Below are 21,238 nucleotides of genomic sequence, written 5' to 3' on the forward strand. Positions count from 1 at the left end.
ACTTCAAGAAAAATAAAAAGGTAAATTCCTGTATAAGGAAGCTATTTTTTATGACGTTTATATTTAAAAGAGTATTTCGTTTGTCAGAAAATTAAGTTAAAATAAGTTGAAAGAAGGAAGAGAGGGGAAGTAGATGATTCTAATAGGTTATGCGGGGTATGAGCTAGAGAAAGCAAAACCTAATACATCAGAAGATTTTTTTAATAGATCTGAAGTGACATATATATTAAATGATAAAGAAAGAACCTTTTCCGTTTTATACGTTCGGTATTTTGAAGAAGTTTTACAAGAAATTACTCCTTTTGAAGGAAATCCAATATGTAAAGTAGAAGAACAAGACATATATTTGCGGGATATTGTAGCGATATGTTGTTTACTCAAAGAGAATGAGCTTCGCATGCAAAAACGTTTGTATTTAAATAATATAGAAGAATTCCAACAATATTTTGATGTGGAAACAGTGGTGAAAGTACAAGAAATATTGGCTGAATTACATAAAAATAAAAGAGTAGAAATAGCGTGAAATGGCAAAGGAGAGGGAAAAAATGTCTAATCTAATGGTTGAAAATCAAACAGAACAAGTTTCTATGTTTTTAGAAGATGTTATTACTTTGATAACCAATTATGTAAATTATCATACGTTGCCTTCTTTATTAGAAGAGACACCAGCAGGGAATGAACAATATTATAAGGGGTTATTAGCGTCAATAAGACGTCTTCTCGTTTTTTGTGAAGAAGGACATGATGCATGTTTTGTTTTGTTAAATAGCCAGCCATTTCGGAAAACAGCAGCTGAAAAGATTCTATATAAAATTTATCATCAAGTAATAGCAGAGTTCTTTTCACCAAAGAATGATCATTGGTACGAAAATAGTCGGTCTGCTTATACAGGGAAAAACTCCATCGTTTTTCAACAAACGCCACCTGCATCTATAGAGCTAGTGATGAAGAGTTTAGAAGGTAAATTTCAATTGATGCGTGAAGAACTAGAATATTATGAGACGGATTATCAAACAAAGATGTTACACAAATATTAATGGCGAAAAAGGAGCTAAGGGGACTTAGCTTCTTTTCCTTTTGTACAGTTATATAAGGGATTTCCTTTGAATATATTTAAGGGGATAGCATTAAGGAGGTGTAACATGAGTCAGCAAGGTGTATTTACAGATTACTTTCATGAAGTAGAAAGCTGGTGTGAAAGTGTTCTTCATGTATTAGATAGTCGTGCAATGGAAGTGTATGATGTCCATATGCTTGCTTATAAAATTCAAACGTTATTAGACCGTATGAAAGAGCATGAGTATGATACAGATGCAGAGTTTATGTATGAAATAAGTGATGATGTAGAGCATATTCAGCATCATTTACAGGAAGTGTTCGTGCAGGGAGAAGAGGAATATGAACTATATGAAAGAGGGGATAGTGAACGAGCTGTTCCAATTGGAGGACACACACTTCCGCCATTACCATATCCGTATAATGCGTTAGAACCGTATATTTCTAGAGAAATTATGATGTTACACCATGATAAACATCATCGTAGTTACGTTGAAGGATTAAATAAAGCAGAAAAGATGATGGAAGAAGCGAGAAAAACAAATCAATTTGATCTAATTAAGCATTGGGAGAGAGAAGCGGCTTTTCATGGATCAGGTCATTATTTACACACGATATTTTGGAATAACATGAAAAAAGATGGTGGTGGAAGTCCAAGAGGGGCTCTTTCACAACAAATTGAACAAGATTTTGGGAGTTTCTTGCGTTTTCAAAAACATTTCACAGAAGCAGCTTCTAAAGTAGAAGGGTCAGGATGGGCGATTCTCGTTTGGGTGCCACGATCTGGACGGTTGGAAATTTTGCAGAGTACACTTCATCAATTATTTACACAATGGGATACGATACCGCTCCTTGTACTAGACGTATGGGAACATGCGTATTATTTACAATACCAAAATCGAAAAGATGAATATATAAAAAATTGGTGGAATGTCGTCAATTGGCCTGATGTGGAAAAAAGATTTGAAAGTGCGAAACAAATTGAATGGACACCGTATTAGACGCAGGCTCTCTGCGTCTTTTTTATCCCGCTTTAATGGGCAGTAAGACCCCCACTCAAAATTCAGCGAAAGCAAAGAAGTTAGGTGGGGGTCGGGCTGCCCATAAAAGTCCGATTGGTGAGGGCTGATAATCAGTGGGGGGATGAAGAAAACCCCCACTGATTAAAGTTTCACTTTATTGGAAGGGGAGGGATATTTCGTTCATATTTTAAAAGGCCAAGCATACACTTGTACAAAAAGTGCCAAAAGGACGTGGGGGGAAATATGAGACGAATTTGTGTAATAATCACGCTTCTTATTATGTACGCAAGCGTTATGCCAATTCCTACATATGCAAAGATGAACAGTAATGTCAGTGCTCGAAATGCAGTATTAATGGAGCAACAGTCAGGTCGTGTATTATACGGAAAAGCAGAACATGAGCCACAAAAGATTGCTAGTATAACAAAAATTATGACTGCCTTGTTAGCTGCTGAATCAGGAAAAATGAAAGAAATGGTACCGGTTAGTAATGAAGCGGTGAGAGTAGAAGGCTCAGCAATTTATTTAAAACCTGGACAGAAAGTGAAGTTAGAGGATTTAGTATACGGACTCATACTTAGATCTGGTAATGATGCAGCACAAGTAATTGCTGAAAATGTTGGAGGGAGTATAGAAGGGTTCGTATATTTAATGAATGAAAAGGCAAAACAAATTGGAATGAAAGATACGCACTTTTCAAACCCACATGGATTGGATGGAGATGGCTCTCATTATTCGTCTGCTTATGATATGGCGCTTTTAACGAAGTATGCAATGGGGAACGAAACCTTTAAGAAGATTTTTGGGACAAAAACGTATAAATCAGATTCATGGGATTATCCGTGGAAAAACAAACATAAACTCGTGACGTCGTATTATGAATTTGCAACAGGAGGAAAAACAGGTTTTACGAAGAAAGCAGGACGGACGCTTGTTACAACAGCATCAAAAGATGGACTAGATCTAATTGTCGTAACGTTGAGCGCTTCTAGTGATTGGGATGATCATATGAATTTATTTGATAAAGGGTTTGAGCGTTTTAAGCAAACGAATGTTGTAGGACAAGGAGCTCTTGCTGAAATAACTGAAAAGAAATATGCCAATCATGTTTATACGAAAAATAGTTTTGCGGTGCCATTAACTGAGCAGGAAAGAAAGAATGTCGTATTAAAAGTTGAACTCGATAAAAGTGCAAAACTTAAGGATGGGGTAAAGGTTGGGAAGGCAGAAATTTATGTTGGCAATGAGAAAGTTGGAGAACGGAATTTATTTTATAGTAAACGAAAGTTAGTAGCTACAACGGGAATGTATTGGAATAATGTGAAAGAAATTTTTTCTCATATGATAGGTGTTGGGAGCGATGGTTAATCTCGTATGGGTTGCGATGGCGGTCATAGGGATTGTTTATGCCATGATAAACGGAACGATGGAAGAAATAAATAAAGCTGTATTTGACGGGGCAAAAGATGCAGTAACAATTTGTATAGGACTCATTAGTGTTTTAGTATTTTGGCTCGGTTTAATGAAAATTGCAGAGGAAGCAGGGTTGTTAAAAAAGTTAGTGTCACTTTTTATACCGATAGTAAAAAGATTGTTTCCAGAAATACCAAAGGATCATCCGTCAATGGGGTTTATTTTATCAAATATGATGGCAAACTTTTTTGGGTTAGGTAATGCAGCGACTCCTCTTGGTATTAAAGCGATGGAACAATTGAAAGAGTTAAATGGAGGGAAAGATTCGGCAAGCCGCTCTATGGTGACGTTTCTCGCGTTAAATACATCAGCAATTACTTTAATTCCTACTACTGTCATTTCAATTCGAATGACGTATGAATCAGCGAATCCTACTGAAATTGTTGGGGTAACATTCATTGCACAAGTACTCTCTATGATCGGAGCGATTTGGATTGACCGCTATTTTTACCGAAGAAGGAGTAGGAAGGGGCGGAAAAAATGAGCATTGTAAATACAATTTCATTATGGGTAATCCCTTGTGTAATTGGTTTTATCCTTTTATATGGTACGATCAAGAAAGTGCCAACCTATGAATCGTTCGTTGAGGGAGGAAAAGAAGGAATTCAAATTGCAATCTCCATTTTACCGTTTATGGTTGGGATGCTCGTATCTATTTCTATATTTCGAGCTTCAGGTGCATTGGATGCAATGATATCAGTAATGAAGCCGATGTTAGATTTAATTCATGTCCCAGCAGAAATTGTTCCGCTAGCACTTATACGCCCTATTTCAGGCTCTGCTGGTTTAAGTATTACGACCGATTTAATTGCCACATATGGACCAGATTCGTTTATTGGAAGGTTAGCTTCTACGATGCAAGGAAGTACAGATACAACTTTTTATATTTTAACAGTATACTTCGGAGCCGTTGGAATTAGAAAAATGGGAGATGCATTAAAAGTAGGACTTTTTGCCGATTTGATCGGAATTATTTGTTCCATTGTGTTTGTTTCTTTAATGTTTAAGTAATACTATTCATTTTTTATGCTATTTCGCTTATAATACGTATACGACCACTATTAAGTTGTTGCTTAATAGTGGTTTTTTTATGCGGTAATTTTGACAAAATGATGAACTTTTATTGTGAGAAATATGAAAAAGATGGACAATAATAAAAGGTAAAAACATGATTTGACCTGTATATGTTTATTATCATCGCTATGTTGTTTAAGTGAGATGAAGCGAAAAGCCGTCAAGTGTATGCGGTTGCCAAGTCTTTCTAATGTAAGGTAAGATAAATTCGAGGTGAAAAAAAGAAATGGAACGATTACAAAAAGTGATTGCGCAAGCAGGTATTGCATCGAGAAGAAAGGCTGAGGAATTAATTCAGCAAGGAAAAGTGAAAGTTAACGGAAAAATAGTGAAGGAGTTAGGAACGAAAGTAACTCCTCAAGATAAAGTAGAAGTAAATAACATCCCTCTTGAAAAAGAAGAGCCTGTTTATTTTTTACTATATAAACCAACTGGCGTAATTTCAAGTGTATCAGATGATAAAGGAAGAAATGTTGTAACAGACTTTTTCCCTGAAATTACACAACGTTTATTCCCAATCGGACGCTTAGATTATGATACATCTGGCGTATTATTAATGACAAATGATGGGGATTTCGCAAACGTATTAATGCACCCTAGATATAAAGTTGAAAAAACATATGTTGCAAAAATAAAAGGTCCCCTAACAGGTGAGAAAATCCGTATGTTAGAACGTGGTGTAATGTTAGAAGACGGGAAAACAGCACCAGCGCGTGTGAAAATTATTTCTTGGGACAAGCGTAAAGAAATGGCGATTGTACAATTAACAATTCATGAAGGGCGTAACCGTCAAGTACGTCGTATGTTTGAAGCTTTAGATTGTAAAGTAGTGAAACTAAAGCGTGAACGCTATGCTTTCTTAGAAGTAGGAAGCTTGCGCCCTGGTGATGCGAGAGAATTGACACCACATGAGGTGAAACAATTACGTGCATTGGCTTCTACAAAGCCTCGCTAATCGATATTGTGAAAATTTCACCAGTGGAATGCTCCGCTGGTGATTTATTAAAAAATACATATATTCATCACTCGTCGAAGAGAGGGGAGACAATATGAAAAAAAATCGCTTATTATTTCGCGTTATTATTCTGCTCATTTTATGTGGTGCTGTAGGGTTTACACTTTATCAAGGATATTTCACTAAAGAAGAGAAAATGGAAATTGGAAAAGAAGCACCTAACTTTGTTGTGACAGATTTAGAAGGAAAGAAAATTGAGCTAAAAGATTTTAAGGGAAAAGGTGTATTTTTAAACTTTTGGGGCACGTGGTGTAAACCTTGTGAAAAAGAAATGCCTTATATGAACGAATTATATCCAAAGTATAAAGAAAAAGGCGTTGAAATTATTGCGTTAGATGCAGATGAAACGGATATTGCTGTTAAGAATTTTGTGAAACAATATGATCTTAAGTTCCCCGTTGCAATCGATAAAGGTGGAGAAATTATAAAAACGTATGGAGTAATACCATTACCAACAAGCTTCTTAATTGATAAAGATGGTAAGGTGATTCAAGAGATTAAAGGTGAACAAACGAAGGAACAATTGGAGGAGTATTTAAAGAAAATCACTCCATAATAAAGAAAGCCTTTACATACAAGGCGCTTACCTATAGCGCCTTCGGTTTAAAAATTCTGAGTATTGCGGTAACTTAAGGTTAGAATATACAATAGTACATATAGATACAGGGGCGGTGAGAGTGTTGAAAGAAATTAAGTGTGAATGTGGACATGTGAATCCGATAGGAACTGTTTTTTGTGAAGCTTGCGGGAAACCATTTGAAAGCAATGAAAATATAAAACTATTGGATATGCGCTATGAGGGGAGTGCTCGAAGATCTCTCACGCAAACAAAAACGATAGTCGATAAAATTTGGAGTTTTTTCTCTTCTGTAAAAGTCGGTGTATGGCTCATTGTAATCACTTTAGCTGCATCGGCGATAGGAACTATTTTTCCGCAAGAAATGTACATAACTCCAGGAATTGCACCCGCCGAATATTATAAGCAAGAATACGGATTTTTAGGGCAATTATACTATCAATTAGGTTTTAATAATTTATACGGTTCATGGTGGTATATGATGTTAATTGCTTCAATTGGTATTTCTCTTGTGATATGTAGCTTAGACCGTGTCATTCCGCTTTATAAAGCTTTAAAGAAGCAAGGGGTAAAAAGACACCCTAGCTTTTTAAAGAGACAAAGATTATACGGTACTGGTACACCTCAAGAAGGGGATCTTGAAAAAGTTCAAAAGAATTTAAAGAAAACGAACTATAATGTGAAAGTGGAAGATGGAAACGTTTTAGCAGAAAAGGGGCGGTTTTCACGTTGGGGTCCATATGTGAATCATATCGGTCTCATTATCTTTTTATTCGGTGCAATGCTCCGTTTTTTACCGAGTATGTACGTAGACGAAGCGATTTGGTTACGTGATGGAGAAACGAAAGAAATACCAGGGACAGATGGTCAATACTATTTAAAAAACGAGAAGTTTATAAAGGAAGTTTATGATAAAAGTAAGGACAAAGAAGTTTTTGATGAAGCAATTGACCGTGTAGGTGATAAGATGATTGCGAAAAACTTCCAAACGAATGCTGTATTATATAAAGCGGTCGGCGAAAATATAGCAGGACAAAAACCGAAATTGGAAAAAGTAAAAGAAGCGGAAATTCGAGTGAATGAACCACTGAAATTTGATAAGTTTGCAGTGTATCAAGTGGATTATAAAGAAAATGAATTTAAAAGTATGTCCTTTAACTTGCAAAATAAAGAAAATAATCAAAAGTGGGGACCGATTAAAGTTGATTTAACGAATCCTAAGGAAAAATATGATTTAGGAAATGGTTATTCTTTAGAACTATTAAGCTATTTCCCTGATTTTTATTTTGACGAGAATGGAAGACCAAATACAAAAACGAAATTACCAAACAACCCTGCATTTGTGTTTAAAATGTTTACACCTGAAACACCAGACGGTGAAGTGAGTTTTGTTGGTATTCAGCAAAATATAGAACCAGATGGGAATAACAAATATAAAATGTCATTTGCGGGTGTGGAAATGCAAAATGCAACTGCGCTTACTGTAAGGAAAGATTTAACGCTTTGGATTCTCGGTATTGGAGGGTTTATCTTTATGGTTGGTGTCATTCAAGGGATGTATTGGAATCATCGCCGTATTTGGATACAACGCGTTAATGATGAATGGTGGATTGCAGGACATACGAATAAAAATTGGTTCGGTTTAAAGAAAGATATTGAAAGAGTAATAGAAGGTACAGCAATTCCGCAACCAAATGATAAAGTAGTCGATAAAAAAATTAGTTAAGGTGGGGAAACGATATGGTGCAAATAAGTAGTAACTTTCTCTTTACCGCATTTATTTTATATTTAATTGCCACTCTATTTTTTGGGGGAGCAATTAAAGAAAAGGGACATAAGTGGGCAAATGTAGGAATAACGATTACAATTTTAGGGTTTATTGCACAAACAGTATATTTTATTACAAGATGGATTGCATCAGGGCATGCGCCAGTTAGTAACTTTTTTGAATTCGGTACATTTTTCGGCATGATGCTTGTAGGAGCATTTATTGTCATGTATTTTATGTACCGCGTAAGTATAATTGGACTATTTGCATTACCAGTTGCGCTTTTATTAATTGCCTATGCAAGTATGTTTCCGAGGGAAATATCTCCGCTTATTCCATCTTTAAAAAGTAATTGGTTACATATTCACGTGACGACTGCAGCTGCAGGACAAGCAATTTTAGCAATTAGTTTTATAACGGGTGTTATGTATTTATTGAAAAATGTAGATCAATCAACGAGAAGTAAACGTACATTTTGGTTAGAAACGGTCGTGTTCACACTTGTTTGTACAGTTGGATTTATTGGAGTAACAACGGTATTTTCTAGTATGAAATATGAAGCGAAGTTTCAATGGATTGATAAAAATGAACAACAAGTGGAAATGAAGTACAACCTTCCCGCTTTAGTTGGACCACATGAAGGGAAGTTACTGACAGAAAATAAATTAGAACCGACAGTTGAAGTTCCAGCGATTGTAAATGCAAAAAAATTAAATACTGTAATTTGGTCTGTGTTAGTCGGAACGTTACTGTATATCGTATTAAGGCTAATTTTACGTAAACGAGTATCAGCGGCACTTCAGCCGTTAGTGAAAAATACGAATAGTGATTTGTTAGATGAAATAGGATATCGATCTATTGCAATTGGATTCCCAGTTTTCACATTAGGTGCATTGATTTTTGCCATGATTTGGGCTCAAATAGCGTGGACACGTTTTTGGGGCTGGGATCCGAAAGAAGTTTGGGCGCTTATTACTTGGCTCTTTTATGCTGCGGTATTACATTTACGTTTATCAAAAGGATGGCACGGAGAGAAGTCAGCGTGGTTAGCGGTAATTGGTTTTGCAATCATTATGTTTAACTTTATTGTAGTAAACTTAATTATCGCGGGTTTACATTCATACGCATAGAGAAATAAAATAGGAGAGTGTATGTCACTTTCCTATTTTATTTTTGTCAACTTTTCTTCTTTTTTGAGAAAAACATGACAAAGTAGCGGTTGATTTTGTAAAATGATGTCGAGGACATTATATACTGTTCAAAAAAAATACATAGTTTTGGAAAAAAATTGAACAAACTTTATTATTCTTGTGAAGCATAATATGGGAAGTGAAACATTTAGAAGATTGCTTAAATAAACGAGAATAGCGCAACATAATAGTGTAGAAGGGTAGGTGTGAACCGTTGTGGTAAAAGTACGCAACGGGTAAAAATGGAAAATGAATCAAGAATTTTAATTGTAGACGATGAGGATCGTATTCGTCGTTTGTTGAAAATGTATTTAGAGAGAGAACAATACACAATTGATGAAGCAGACAATGGTGATACAGCTTTAGAAATGGCACTGCAAAATGATTATGATTTAATCCTATTAGATCTTATGATGCCTGGTAAAGATGGTATTGAAGTGTGTAAAGGGGTTCGTGAGAAGAAGGCGACACCAATTATTATGTTGACAGCAAAGGGTGAAGAAGTAAACCGAGTACAAGGGTTTGAGGTAGGCACAGATGATTATATTGTGAAACCATTTAGCCCACGTGAAGTAGTGCTTCGTGTGAAAGCGGTCTTACGCCGTTCTGTACCAACAACATTCTTTACACAAGATACAACGACAAAAGATGTTACTGTGTTCCCTCATTTAACAATTGATAATGATGCACACCGTGTTACAGCAGATGGTAATGAAGTGAACTTAACACCGAAAGAGTACGAATTACTATTATTCTTAGCGAAAGCGCCTGATAAAGTGTTTGATCGTGAGCAATTGTTAAAAGAAGTATGGCAATATGAATTCTTCGGAGATTTACGTACAGTTGATACGCATGTAAAGCGTTTACGTGAGAAGTTAAGCAAAAAATCACCAGACGCTGCGAAGATGATTGTTACTGTTTGGGGCGTAGGTTACAAATTTGAGGTTGTGAACGACTGATGCTTTGGAGAAGTGTAGTAGGGAAGTTATGGATGACCATATTACTTCTCGTTTCGTTTGTGCTTGGATTTGTTGCAATTTTACTTTCACAGTTTTTTAGAACATATTATGTTGATATGAGTGAAACTAGACTTCAAAAAGTTGCAACAAGTGTTTCAGAACTAATTGAAGAAGGTGCCGATGTAAAAACGATTGAGAATATCGCGTACAAATTCTCTGATCCACTTTCAAGAATCATTATTGTAGAAGATGGTAAAGAAATATCTTCTTCGCCGAAACAAGAAGGATTAGTCACTCTTACAATGGATGATTTGAAAGAAGATAAAGAATTAGCGGCTGTTTTTACAGACAAAAAAGAAATTAAAAATAACATTAGAAAAGCTTCTAATAGTAGAAAGAATAAAAACACTGAAAATGATATTATGATTGTCGGAAAACCGGTACAGTCAAAAAATCAAAGTGCAGTGTTCGTATATGAATCACTGCAAGTGCCGATACAAGGTATGGAAAGAACGACTGATTTTATATTCTTATCAGCAGGGATTGCGATTATATTAACAACTTTCTTTGCATTCTTCTTATCTACTCGAATTACAGCACCACTTCGTAAAATGCGTGAGGTTGCTTTTGAGGTGTCACGTGGGAAGTTTGATGCGAAAGCTCCTATGGTATCTCAGGACGAGATTGGTGAGCTTGCAACGGCCTTAAATCAAATGGGGAAACAGTTGAAGTTTAATATGAATGCCCTGCAGCAAGAGAAAGAACAGTTAGCTAGTATTTTAAGTAGTATGGCAGATGGGGTTATTACGTTAAATCAAGAAGGCGAAGTTGTTGTAATCAATCCGCCGGCTGAACATTTCTTACAAGTTTGGCAAGAAGAAAAAGAAGTAGAATTAAGTAAAAAGCTACCTTCTGAACTTGTTGAACTATTCCATCTCGTTGTAGAAAGCGAACAACAACAAGTAGTTGAAATTAATTTACAAAAAGGCAACTACGTAGTTCTTATGACGCCGCTTTACAACCAAACGAAAATTCGTGGTGCTGTAGCGGTATTGCGTGATATGACGGAAGAACGTCGTCTCGAGAAGATGCGTCAAGACTTTATTGCGAACGTATCACATGAACTTCGTACACCGATGGTAATGCTTCAAGGATACAGTGAAGCAATTTTAGATGATATTGTGCAAACGAAAGAAGAAATTAATGAGTTTGTTCAAATTATTTATGATGAATCCGTCCGTTTAGGTAAACTTGTAAATGAATTGTTAGATTTAGCGCGTATGGAAAGTGGTAATGTAGAGTTACATATCGGTGAAGTAGATATTCATCCTTTCGTTGAAAAAATAGGTCGAAAATTCCAAGGGATTGCAAAGGATAAAGAAGTCGAATTAACGGTTGATTTCCAAAATCCAATTGAGCAATACCCGTTTGATGCAGATCGTATGGAACAAGTATTGACGAATTTAATTGATAACGCAATTCGTCATACGAATGCAGGTGGGCATGTAACGCTTGTAATTGATACGAAAAATAATGGACTTATTTTTGAAGTGCAAGATTCGGGTGCTGGTATTCCCGAGGAAGATATTCCATTTTTATTTGATCGTTTCTATAAAGCTGATAAAGCAAGAACACGTGGGAAAAAAGGTGGAACAGGACTCGGGCTTGCGATTGCAAAAAATATTGTGCAAGGCCATGAGGGGAAAATTGCTGTTTCAAGTGTTGTTGGAGAGGGAACTACATTCTCTGTATATTTACCGAATCGTATAATTTAGATATGTGTTTTTAAAGTTGATAATGAATAAAGTTCTACTGTTTTTATTTTTTTGTAAATCAATTAAATAAATAATAGTAGAACTTTTTTCTATCTTAGTCGAATGAAGAATAATAAGAGGGGTGTCGTAAAGCGATGAAATTATACACAAAAACAGGAGATAAAGGGAAAACAAGTGTAATAGGCGGCAGAGTGGATAAAGATGATATCCGAGTTGAAGCATATGGCACGATAGATGAGGCGAATTCTTATATTGGATATGCGATGACGAAGCTACAAGGCGGGTCTTTCGGAGATATTTACAATGAACTTGAAAATATTCAACATGAACTATTTGATTGCGGGGGAGACTTGGCGATAGTAGCAGGGAAAATCCCTTATAAAGTGACGATTGAAATGGTCGAAAGCTTAGAAAGAAGGATTGATTCGTATATAGAAGAAGCACCGCCGCTAGAGCGCTTTATTTTACCAGGTGGAAGCGAGCCGGCTGCTGCTATTCATATGGCACGTACGGTTGTAAGGCGAGCGGAGCGGTGTATAGTGACTTTACAAAAAGAAGGGGAAATCAATAAAGTTGTTCTAAAGTATGTAAATAGATTATCTGATTATTTATTTGCAGTAGCTAGAGTGATAAATGCTCGATTACAAGTAAAAGATGTAGAGTATAATCGTAGTGCAATCGTTTTCCGTGATAAAAATGAGAAGGAAGTGGAGTGATCCACTTTCTTTTTTTGTATACTTTTTTCTGTAATATACCAAAATAGAGAAGGTATGGTGGTAATTAGAAAACGGAGGATGTATATGAAAGTGTTAAAATGTGGCGTCATGTTATTGACAGTATTGTTTTTATCTCAATTACATGTGTACGCAGAGGAAAATCAATGGACATGGCCTGTTGAGGGAAAGATAAGTGATTATTTTGGGACAAGGCATGGAAAACACTACGGTATAGATATAGCGGCACCAATTGGCGCACCTGTGGCAGCTATTCAAGAAGGTAGGGTAACAAAGTCTTATTATTCCAGTAGTTACGGAAACGTTGTGTTTATTAAACATGGAGAATATGAGGCTGTATATGCACATTTAAATAAGAGATATGTAGTTCAAGGGGATTATATTTCAAAAGGAAAAATAATTGGAGAAGTAGGAAATACAGGAGAATCGCGAGGTGCGCACTTACATTTAGAAGTTCATCAAGGAAGATGGACGATGGCGAAAAAGAATGCGATGAATCCGTTGCTTGTTTTAAATGAACAAAGAAATGAAGTCGTTTCTTCATCGTTATATGTCGTCCAAAAAGGGGACACTTTAGTTAGTATTGCACGGAAATTTAGTATGTCAGTTAAGGAAATTAAAGAAAAAAACGGACTGCAGCAAGAGCTTATTTATCCAAATCAACAATTATATGTAAAGTAAAAAAGAGCTAGTTCACAACTAGCTCTTTTTTTACCAAAAAATAAAGACACATATAAATCCAGAAATAGCTAAGTAGCTATATAAGTAAAATACTTTCGTTCTTGTTTTTTCATTTGTTCGAAACAGTACAATAGTCGGTTCAATTAAACCGATTGTCAAACAAAGTAAACCAAGAAGCATACAACCGATTGAAATGGAATACAGGGCGATTTGTGGTCCTTGAAATGGAATCATCCATTTTAATAAAAATGCAATAAGTGCAGTGTAACAAATGCTGCCGATGTATTTATTCAATGGTGTATTAGAACGAAAACCTGGAAGTTTTTTTAAGAAAGAGCGGGAAACAACTTCAGTTTGTAAAGAGGTATGCTCTTCGATTATTTTTTGAGCTTCTTTTCCTTTTTGGAAAAGGGATAATATCCAGTTTCGCTCCCCTTGGAAAATAAATTGAGAAGTTGTTAAATAATGATCCACCTTCACTTTATTCCAACTCTTCCACGGATGACGCTCACATAATTTTAATTTACTTTCTGTTTTTTTATCATACTGATAAATACTGATGCCATCCTCATCGAAAGCAGCATAGTATGTCTCGCTTGAGAATGTGCCTAAATCAATCGGACAGTAGAAAAGTAATTCTTTTTTTAAGTAAAAGTATTCTTTTCGTAAGTTTTTTTTCATTGCTTCTCGAATAGAGTGTCTTTTTTCTTTCTTCATGACATTTCCTCCATAATCCAGAAAATGTTCTTATCTTAACAATTCAACATCTTATCACTTTTAATTATATATGACTAGGGGATTCATAGGAGAAATGCCGAATACTAAAAAATATGGAGTGTATTGTAAAATATAATGAATCGTTCCGATTGTATAAAATTAATAACTTATTTTTAATAAGTTACGCTTTTTTTGTTCACAATACGATCATGTTGTTGTATAATGAAATGGAAAATAGAATATCGGTCTATCTTCGGGGCAGGGTGAAAATCCCGACCGGCGGTGATGAACTATATGTGATTTTGTTCTAAGCCCGCGAGCCGTTAAGGCAGGATTTGGTGTGATTCCAAAGCCGACAGTATAGTCTGGATGGGAGAAGATGGAGGTTCAAGCGTTCAAAAAAGATAGGTATTTGAACGTCTGTTTGATGTGCCTTAAATTCTCCCTTTGTGTAAAACACAAAGGGTTTTTTCGTTCTATGAAAAAGTAGGCATAGCAGAACCTTTCCACTTTCCATGAGATGATCGATGGAAAAGGAGAGAGAAAGATGAAACAAAAAAACAGTGTAGTGCAGATGGTGAGTGTAGCGATGCTAAGTAGTATTGCATATTTACTGATGATGTTGGACTTCCCGTTCCCAGGGCTTCCGCCATTTTTAAAAATTGATTTTAGTGATGTACCAGCTCTAATTGCTGCGATTATTTTCGGGCCAGTTGCGGGGATAATTGTAGAGGCGATAAAGAACATTTTACATTACGGGATTCAAGGGAGTTTAACGGGAGTACCAGTTGGAGAAATTGCTAACTTTATTGCAGGATGTTTATTTATTGGACCAGCAGCTTTCTTATTTAGAAAGTATCGTACTGTTAAAAGTTTAACGACAGGATTAATGCTAGGGACAATTACAATGGCGCTCATTATGAGTGTATTAAATTACATCATCATATTCCCAGCTTACACTTGGTTTTTAAATTCACCAGCTATGTCTAGCGAAGCTATAAGAACGACGGTTGTAACGGCAATCTTACCGTTTAATTTAATTAAAGGAATTGTTGTGACAATTGTATTTGTAGCGTTATTCTCACGCCTGAAAGTATGGGTGTTTGCAAAAATGAAAAATGCATAAAAGTAAAATAAAAAAACATTAGTAGTATGGAACTACTAATGTTTTTTTATTAAGGAGAATGAAAATGGAAAACAAAAAATACCCCTCAAATGAATGAGGGGTATTTTTTGAAGTTAATAAAAGACTATTCGAATTTTAAAGCATCGCCGTCGAATGTTTCGTCAGCAACTTTGATTGAGTCAGTTGGACAACCTTCGAATGCATCCATCATATCTTCAAGTAATACATCTGGAATTTCAACGATACCTTGGTTATCGTCTAATGTTACGAATGCAATACCTTCATCATCATAGTCATAAATGTCTGGTGCAGCAGCGCCACAAGCACCACATGCGATACAAGTATCTTTATCAACGATTGTATATTTTGCCATCTTTTTTCCCTCCTGATAATATGTATGTGAAAAGCTCGCCATAAAAATTATAACCTTATTGTAAAACGGTTTTTAAAACTTTTCAACATAAAATTATAATGATAATGCTTATCAATTAGAGTGTCAACTAATTTTTGCATTATGTCATAAGATTTTCAAAATACGTAAATGTTATTTCGTTTGGTACAATAGACTATATACAAGTATATGTTGCCGGTATGATAAGTTTGATGAGTAACGGTAGACGGTGTAATCATACTAAAAAGCAATTAAATTAAACTGAAAGGTGGAAGCGGTAATGCAACTACAATATACTTTATTGTATTGTTTAAAACAATTGAATGGTGAAAGAACCGTTTCTTCTATTTATTATTTACTAAAGGGAAAACGTTCTTCGCAAACGTTACAAGATGGAAATATGTTCCGAATTTCTTTTTTGTTTGGAATATATAAATCGTTAAATAGAATTGAATATGATCGTGAAGTTGCAAAGTTATTGCAAGCGGATTGGATTCAAGAGATACATGAAAATACATATTTGTTAACACCTAAAGGTAAAATGCAGTTACATACATGGGAGGAAGGGTATGCTTTTCCAGCGCATTTACATGGTTTGCACTACGGTGAATTAGGTGAAACATTTTGGAAAAGATTATCTTTAACTATTCAAACTATATCTAATTTACAACAGAATAATACGAAGTTTATTCCTATTCAACAAGATACAGAAATAATGGTGTGGGTGAAACGCTTTTTAACAAGTATGCCGTATAGGCGAAGTGAATTGGCGAAAAGATTATGGAAAGAAATACATAATCTTTTAGGTAAATGTGATGTGGTAGAAGCGACGATTGTAACATATAGATTAACAGGATATGAACGTATCGGTTGTACATTGCAGCAGTTAGCGGAAATTACGAAACAAGATATATTCAGGGTGTACTTTTTATTTTGGGGTACAATTCATTTCCTTATACAAGAAGTTCGAGATAAAGAAAATGAATTTCCATTATTAGCTGAAATTATCTCTTATCCAAATGAGAGAGCTGAATTATTTAGTTTATCAACGAAAAAAACATATAATTTTTGGAGGCAAGGGCGCTCTTTAGAAGAAATAGCGACAATTAGAAATTTAAAAGTTGCAACGATAGAAGATCATTTTGTTGAAATTGCTTTGCGAGAAAGAGATTTTTCTATCGAGATGTTTATGCAAAAAGACAAGATAGATAAAGTAACAAAAGTAATTGATACATTACAAACACGTAAGTTGCGTGAGTTGAAACAAGCGGTTGGAGAGGATATTTCTTATTTTGAAGTTCGTCTTGTATTGGCGCGGATGGAGGGTATAAATGAAACTTGAGGAATATTTATATAGGTGGTTTGGATATTCTGAATTTCGTCCAGGTCAAAAAGGGGTAATTACAGATTTATTGGAAGGAAAAGATGTTATAGCGATGCTTCCGACCGGGAGAGGGAAGTCAATGTGCTATCAATTTCCCGGGCTAATGCAAGAAGGAACAGTACTTGTTGTATCACCATTATTATCTTTGATGGAAGATCAAGTTACACAATTAAAATATGTTGTGAAAAACCGAGTGATAGCATTTAATAGTTTTCGGACATTACATGAAAAAAGAGAAGCGATGAAAAAATTAGCTTCATATAAATTTATTTTTGTTTCGCCAGAGATGTTACAGTCGGAATTGTTAATAAGAGAATTGAAGAAAATTCATATTTCACTATTTGTTGTGGATGAGGCCCATTGTATTTCGCAATGGGGATATGATTTTAGACCAGATTATAAAAAACTAAATGTAGTCATTGAAAATATCGGGTCTCCTACGGTGCTAGCATTAACGGCAACGGCGACGAAAGATGTACTTCGTGATATAGCAGAGAGTCTAGATTTGAAGAATGTGACGCAGCATGTATACTCTATTGATCGTCCAAATATTGCAATGGAAGTACAATTTGTAGAGACGATTGAAGAGAAGAAAGAAGCGCTTTTGGACCAGGTGATGTATTTAGAAGGGCCAGGGATCGTATATTGTTCAAGCAGAGCGTGGACAGAACGTTTAACGGAATATTTAAGAGGAAAAGGCGTGACTGGTGTCGCTTTCTATCATGGTGGGATGGAACATGAAGAGCGTATGTTAATTCAACAGCAGTTTATGAATGACCAGCTGCAGCTAGTAATATGTACAAGTGCTTTTGGTATGGGAGTAAATAAGTCGAATACGAGATATATTATTCATTTCCATTATCCGACTAATATAGCTTCTTATTTGCAAGAAATCGGAAGAGCTGGAAGAGATGGCGAACCGAGTATAGCTATTTTACTATGTAGTCCGTTAGATCACGATTTGCCAATTTCAATCATTGAAGACGAATTGCCGAGTCAGTCACAAATACAATTTTTATTCTCTTTACTACAAGAAAGAATGTTTCAAACGAAAGAATTACCAATAGAAGAGGTAGAAGAAATTTGTTATAATGCAGCAAGATTTAATGAACAATATTGGCGTTTCATTCGCTATCATCTGGAGCGGCTTGGAATCATACAACAGCGAAAATTAATATTAGAGAGCTTGTCAGATGAAATTATGAACAGATTAATAGCTGAAGTAGAAATAAGACTACGTAATAAATATAGTGAGCTAGAAAACATGAAATCATGGATACAAGTGAAAGGATGTAGACGTGAATATTTGCTGCAACAGTTCGGTTATAGAAAAGAGGACGAGTTGCAGAATTGCTGTGACTATTGTCATATTACAAAAACAGATTATAAAAAAAGACAAGCGCAACAATCGGATTTCGACTATAATTGGGAAACAGAGTTACAAAAGCTTTTCGGTCTAGAAAAGATGGGGGAATGATGAACATTCAAAGGCATAATATAGAAGATATGAGTCCGAAAGAAATAAGACTAAATCTGTATATCACACAGTTCATTATTATCGGTATCGGTTGTTTACTAGCATATATATTATTTCGAGATATAAAATCGGTGTATAGTCTGTGGAAATGGGAACCGATGTCTATACTTATAATAGGTGGCTTGTTAGCAATTGGTATTGTGTTATTAGATTATGTTGCAATGCGAGTATTTCCAGAGTCTTGGTTTGATGATGGTGGTATTAACGATAGGATGTTTCAAGGGATGTCAATTATGCATCTACTCGTTATTACGTTCATTATCGGCTTTGCAGAAGAATTTTTATTTAGAGGTGTAGTGCAGACGCACTTTGGAATTGTAATAGCGAGTTTAGTATTTGCAGTGTTACATATTCGATATATAAAAAAGCCGTTTTTGTTTTGTTTCGTCTGTTTCATTAGTTTTGTCTTTGGGTATGTATTTGAATGGACAGGAAATTTGTTTATAACAATCTTTGCACACTTTCTTGTAGATTTTATAATGGGACTCCAATTAAGAAAATAAATGGAAGGTGGTGGTGAACAACATGAGGAAACGAATTCCTGATTTTGAAGAGGAATTAGAAGTTGAGCGAGTGGAAGAAAAAGAAGGTTTACCGCCGCGTAGTGAAATTCATAGAAATAAAGAGAACAAACAAAAATTTAAAATGAATCATATTTTCGTCCGAGTTTTAACATTTCTATTCATATTACTACCAATTAGTATTTTATGGTATACAGATAAATATATTCAGGTGAAAAGTGATGGTAATAACGCTGGGAAAAGTGCATTTGAGGTCATTTTCTTTGATTCAGCTAAATCTGATTCTGAAGCATCGTCTGAGAAGATCGTAACGCATACGGTGAAAGAGGGAGAAACTTTAGAAAGTATAGCGAGGCAATATTTTTCAGATGAAACTGGGATCGAAGTAATTAAAAAGTATAATGACTTACAAGAAGATGAAGTGAATGTAGGTCAAGAATTAAAAATTCCGATAAAAGATAAGTCCACAAAACAAGAGAGTTAGTAAAACGCTTACTATAAAAACTGAGGATTATCTTTATGAGGAGGGGAGTAAAAAATATATGATATGGATTATCTTATTAAGTACTCTCATATGTATTGGTATTATATTTCTTCTTGTCATGTATAGAGAAGCAATGCGTGATACGGTGCTAGAACATACTTTAATATTTGAAGAGTTTCCGAAAAGTTTTCAAAAAGTAAATGTGTTTTTTATATCTGATATTCATAGAAGGGTCATTTCAAATTCGTTAATTGAACAAGTAAAAGGAAGAGTAGATCTTGTAATTATTGGTGGTGATTTAGCGGAAAAAGGTGTCCCTTTATCGCAAATCTCTGCAAATATACAAAAGTTAAGAGCGATAGCTCCTGTATACTTTGTATGGGGAAATAATGATTATGAGATTGAATATCATGAATTAGATGCTTTGTTATTAGAAAATAATGTGAAAGTTTTAGATAATACAAGAGTTGTATTTGAGTCTGAATTAGGAGAGAAAATTTGTTTACTTGGTGTAGATGATGTTGGGGTGAAACGTGATCGTTTAGATTTAGCGTTGGCTGATTGTAAAGAAGATGGTTTTCGCATATTAATTAGCCACAACCCTGATATAATAAACAAAATGTCTGGAAAAGAACAAATTTCCCTTGTGTTAAGTGGACATACACATGGAGGGCAAATCCGATTATTCCCATCTAAAAAATATTTAAAAGGTGGCGTATATAAGCATTCAAATGTGACTCTTTTTGTTAGTAATGGTTATGGAACAACGTTGATTCCATTTCGTTTCCGAGCACCTGCTCAAACACATATTATTACGTTACAGGGAGGGAAATGATGCCAACTCTAAACGGAAAATATAACATAAAGGCTGTTTCGAATATAATTGGAATTCAGCCGAGTACGCTTCGTGCGTGGGAAAGACGATATCAAATTATTGCCCCAAAGCGGAATCATGCGGGGCATCGATTATATACAGAAGAGCATATTCAAATTTTGAAATGGTTAATGGACAAGGTTTCTTCCGGCATGATGATTGGACAAGCAGTTCAATTATTAGAAGGGAATCGTTTGCAGAGTGATGTTCAAAAAGAAATACATTCCGATAGAGAAGTTGTTTTAGTGGACGATTTACTACAAGCTTTGTTAAAATTTGATGAAATTACAACTTCTGCATTGTTAAACGAGGCTTTTAGTATTTATGCAACAGAAAAAGTGATAGCAAGTATTGTTCTTCAAGTGTCAAATAAATTGTTAACGTTAAAAAATAATAATGAAGTTACAATGATGCAGTTTCAATATGTCGTATCATTTTTACAAACTCGTCTAGGGATGGTGTATCATAATGCATCATCGTTTTCTTCTATACACAAAGTTGTTGTGTTAGAAAATAATATGTTGAAAGGGTTTGTTTTCTCAACGTATTTACGATTAAAAGGATATGAGGTGATATATATTAGGTCAAGCTTAGCAGAAGATTGTATTTTATTAGCTGTTGAGCAAATACAACCTACATATGTAGTAGTCTCTTTTGATGATGGACGAGAACTTAAGAACGTGAATGTATTACAAGAAAAAAATGAGGCCTTTTCTGTTGGTGTTATAGGAGAACTAAGTGCTCGAGATCAGTTGAACATTCAAACAAACCTAATTGGTGATACGAAAGAAGAATGGGATGATTGGTTAAAAATGTTAGAATAGTTGTTCGAAAAGAACCATCTATTTTCTATTTCATATAATAAAAATTATATTCATTG

At 35.1% G+C, this 21,238-nt stretch carries 23 protein-coding genes and 1 riboswitch; of the genes, 21 read left to right on the forward strand and 2 right to left on the reverse strand.

Annotated elements, in window-relative coordinates; translation table 11 throughout:
* Positions 1 to 133: 133 nt before the first annotated feature.
* From VF726_RS01755 to VF726_RS01820, 14 genes are all read left to right on the forward strand, one after another.
* Positions 134 to 523, forward strand: a complete 390-nt coding sequence (locus VF726_RS01755) for a hypothetical protein (protein ID WP_440165401.1) — start codon at positions 134 to 136, stop codon at positions 521 to 523.
* Between the two features lie 22 nt (positions 524 to 545).
* Positions 546 to 1,037 carry a YpuI family protein gene (locus VF726_RS01760; protein WP_048526967.1) on the forward strand — a complete coding sequence of 164 codons (492 nt, stop codon included), beginning with the start codon at positions 546 to 548 and terminating at the stop codon, positions 1,035 to 1,037.
* Between the two features lie 105 nt (positions 1,038 to 1,142).
* Entirely contained in the window at positions 1,143 to 2,057 is a 915-nt protein-coding gene (locus VF726_RS01765; protein ID WP_000082672.1) for a superoxide dismutase, read from the forward strand.
* A 264-nt stretch (positions 2,058 to 2,321) separates the two neighbouring features.
* Positions 2,322 to 3,446, forward strand: coding sequence for a D-alanyl-D-alanine carboxypeptidase DacB (gene dacB, locus VF726_RS01770; RefSeq protein WP_440165404.1), 1,125 nt, complete (start codon positions 2,322 to 2,324; stop codon positions 3,444 to 3,446).
* Entirely contained in the window at positions 3,439 to 4,035 is a 597-nt protein-coding gene (gene spmA, locus VF726_RS01775) for a spore maturation protein SpmA (protein WP_440165406.1), read from the forward strand. Before dacB ends, spmA begins: the two co-directional genes overlap by 8 nt.
* Positions 4,032 to 4,562 carry a spore maturation protein SpmB gene (spmB, locus tag VF726_RS01780; RefSeq protein WP_000029511.1) on the forward strand — a complete coding sequence of 177 codons (531 nt, stop codon included), beginning with the start codon at positions 4,032 to 4,034 and terminating at the stop codon, positions 4,560 to 4,562. Before spmA ends, spmB begins: the two co-directional genes overlap by 4 nt.
* A gap of 289 nt (positions 4,563 to 4,851) precedes the next feature.
* A complete protein-coding gene (gene rluB, locus VF726_RS01785) occupies positions 4,852 to 5,580 on the forward strand; it encodes a 23S rRNA pseudouridine(2605) synthase RluB (RefSeq protein WP_029440666.1) in 729 nt (242 codons plus the stop codon).
* Positions 5,581 to 5,674: 94 nt separating this feature from the next.
* Positions 5,675 to 6,196: a thiol-disulfide oxidoreductase ResA gene (resA, locus tag VF726_RS01790; RefSeq protein WP_000742200.1), complete on the forward strand. Its 522-nt coding sequence runs from the start codon at positions 5,675 to 5,677 to the stop codon at positions 6,194 to 6,196.
* Between the two features lie 121 nt (positions 6,197 to 6,317).
* Positions 6,318 to 7,943 (forward strand): cytochrome c biogenesis protein ResB, encoded by a 1,626-nt coding sequence (gene resB / locus VF726_RS01795; protein WP_440165410.1) that lies wholly within the window; start codon positions 6,318 to 6,320, stop codon positions 7,941 to 7,943.
* 14 nt (positions 7,944 to 7,957) lie between these two features.
* Positions 7,958 to 9,115 carry a cytochrome c biogenesis protein ResC gene (resC, locus tag VF726_RS01800; protein ID WP_060630156.1) on the forward strand — a complete coding sequence of 386 codons (1,158 nt, stop codon included), beginning with the start codon at positions 7,958 to 7,960 and terminating at the stop codon, positions 9,113 to 9,115.
* Between the two features lie 302 nt (positions 9,116 to 9,417).
* On the forward strand, positions 9,418 to 10,134 hold the full coding sequence (gene resD / locus VF726_RS01805; protein WP_002017976.1) for a DNA-binding response regulator ResD: 717 nt from the start codon (positions 9,418 to 9,420) through the stop codon (positions 10,132 to 10,134).
* Positions 10,134 to 11,909 (forward strand): sensor histidine kinase ResE, encoded by a 1,776-nt coding sequence (gene resE / locus VF726_RS01810; RefSeq protein WP_098347244.1) that lies wholly within the window; start codon positions 10,134 to 10,136, stop codon positions 11,907 to 11,909. Before resD ends, resE begins: the two co-directional genes overlap by 1 nt.
* Before the next feature lie 134 nt (positions 11,910 to 12,043).
* Positions 12,044 to 12,625: a cob(I)yrinic acid a,c-diamide adenosyltransferase gene (locus tag VF726_RS01815; RefSeq protein ID WP_440165413.1), complete on the forward strand. Its 582-nt coding sequence runs from the start codon at positions 12,044 to 12,046 to the stop codon at positions 12,623 to 12,625.
* Positions 12,626 to 12,709: 84 nt separating this feature from the next.
* Positions 12,710 to 13,324, forward strand: coding sequence for a peptidoglycan DD-metalloendopeptidase family protein (locus tag VF726_RS01820; protein ID WP_440165415.1), 615 nt, complete (start codon positions 12,710 to 12,712; stop codon positions 13,322 to 13,324).
* A 30-nt stretch (positions 13,325 to 13,354) separates the two neighbouring features.
* On the opposite strand, the gene VF726_RS01825 is transcribed toward VF726_RS01820, so the two are convergent.
* Entirely contained in the window at positions 13,355 to 14,041 is a 687-nt protein-coding gene (locus tag VF726_RS01825) for a hypothetical protein (RefSeq protein WP_087958107.1), read from the reverse strand.
* Between the two features lie 245 nt (positions 14,042 to 14,286).
* Positions 14,287 to 14,426: riboswitch (FMN riboswitch) on the forward strand.
* Between the two features lie 162 nt (positions 14,427 to 14,588).
* Between VF726_RS01825 and VF726_RS01830 the strand changes: the two genes are divergently transcribed.
* On the forward strand, positions 14,589 to 15,167 hold the full coding sequence (locus tag VF726_RS01830) for an ECF transporter S component (protein ID WP_000810851.1): 579 nt from the start codon (positions 14,589 to 14,591) through the stop codon (positions 15,165 to 15,167).
* A 124-nt stretch (positions 15,168 to 15,291) separates the two neighbouring features.
* Here VF726_RS01830 and VF726_RS01835 read toward each other — a convergent pair whose 3' ends face one another.
* A complete protein-coding gene (locus VF726_RS01835; protein ID WP_166702152.1) occupies positions 15,292 to 15,540 on the reverse strand; it encodes a ferredoxin in 249 nt (82 codons plus the stop codon).
* A gap of 298 nt (positions 15,541 to 15,838) precedes the next feature.
* Between VF726_RS01835 and VF726_RS01840 the strand changes: the two genes are divergently transcribed.
* From VF726_RS01840 to VF726_RS01865, 6 genes are read left to right on the forward strand one after another with little or no spacing between them, the layout of a single operon-like run.
* Positions 15,839 to 16,900 carry a helix-turn-helix domain-containing protein gene (locus VF726_RS01840; protein WP_440165418.1) on the forward strand — a complete coding sequence of 354 codons (1,062 nt, stop codon included), beginning with the start codon at positions 15,839 to 15,841 and terminating at the stop codon, positions 16,898 to 16,900.
* Positions 16,890 to 18,419: a RecQ family ATP-dependent DNA helicase gene (locus VF726_RS01845; protein ID WP_440165420.1), complete on the forward strand. Its 1,530-nt coding sequence runs from the start codon at positions 16,890 to 16,892 to the stop codon at positions 18,417 to 18,419. The genes VF726_RS01840 and VF726_RS01845 overlap by 11 nt, the downstream gene beginning before the upstream one ends.
* Positions 18,419 to 18,982: a CPBP family intramembrane glutamic endopeptidase gene (locus VF726_RS01850; RefSeq protein ID WP_429602201.1), complete on the forward strand. Its 564-nt coding sequence runs from the start codon at positions 18,419 to 18,421 to the stop codon at positions 18,980 to 18,982. The genes VF726_RS01845 and VF726_RS01850 overlap by 1 nt, the downstream gene beginning before the upstream one ends.
* 22 nt (positions 18,983 to 19,004) lie before the next feature.
* Positions 19,005 to 19,484: a LysM peptidoglycan-binding domain-containing protein gene (locus tag VF726_RS01855; RefSeq protein WP_440165423.1), complete on the forward strand. Its 480-nt coding sequence runs from the start codon at positions 19,005 to 19,007 to the stop codon at positions 19,482 to 19,484.
* Positions 19,485 to 19,542: 58 nt separating this feature from the next.
* Positions 19,543 to 20,319 carry a metallophosphoesterase gene (locus tag VF726_RS01860; protein WP_440165425.1) on the forward strand — a complete coding sequence of 259 codons (777 nt, stop codon included), beginning with the start codon at positions 19,543 to 19,545 and terminating at the stop codon, positions 20,317 to 20,319.
* Positions 20,319 to 21,182 (forward strand): MerR family transcriptional regulator, encoded by an 864-nt coding sequence (locus VF726_RS01865; RefSeq protein ID WP_440165427.1) that lies wholly within the window; start codon positions 20,319 to 20,321, stop codon positions 21,180 to 21,182. Before VF726_RS01860 ends, VF726_RS01865 begins: the two co-directional genes overlap by 1 nt.
* Positions 21,183 to 21,238: the final 56 nt, after the last annotated feature.

This window comes from Bacillus sp. Brlt_9, from assembly GCF_051948935.1.
Taxonomy (GTDB): domain Bacteria; phylum Bacillota; class Bacilli; order Bacillales; family Bacillaceae_G; genus Bacillus_A.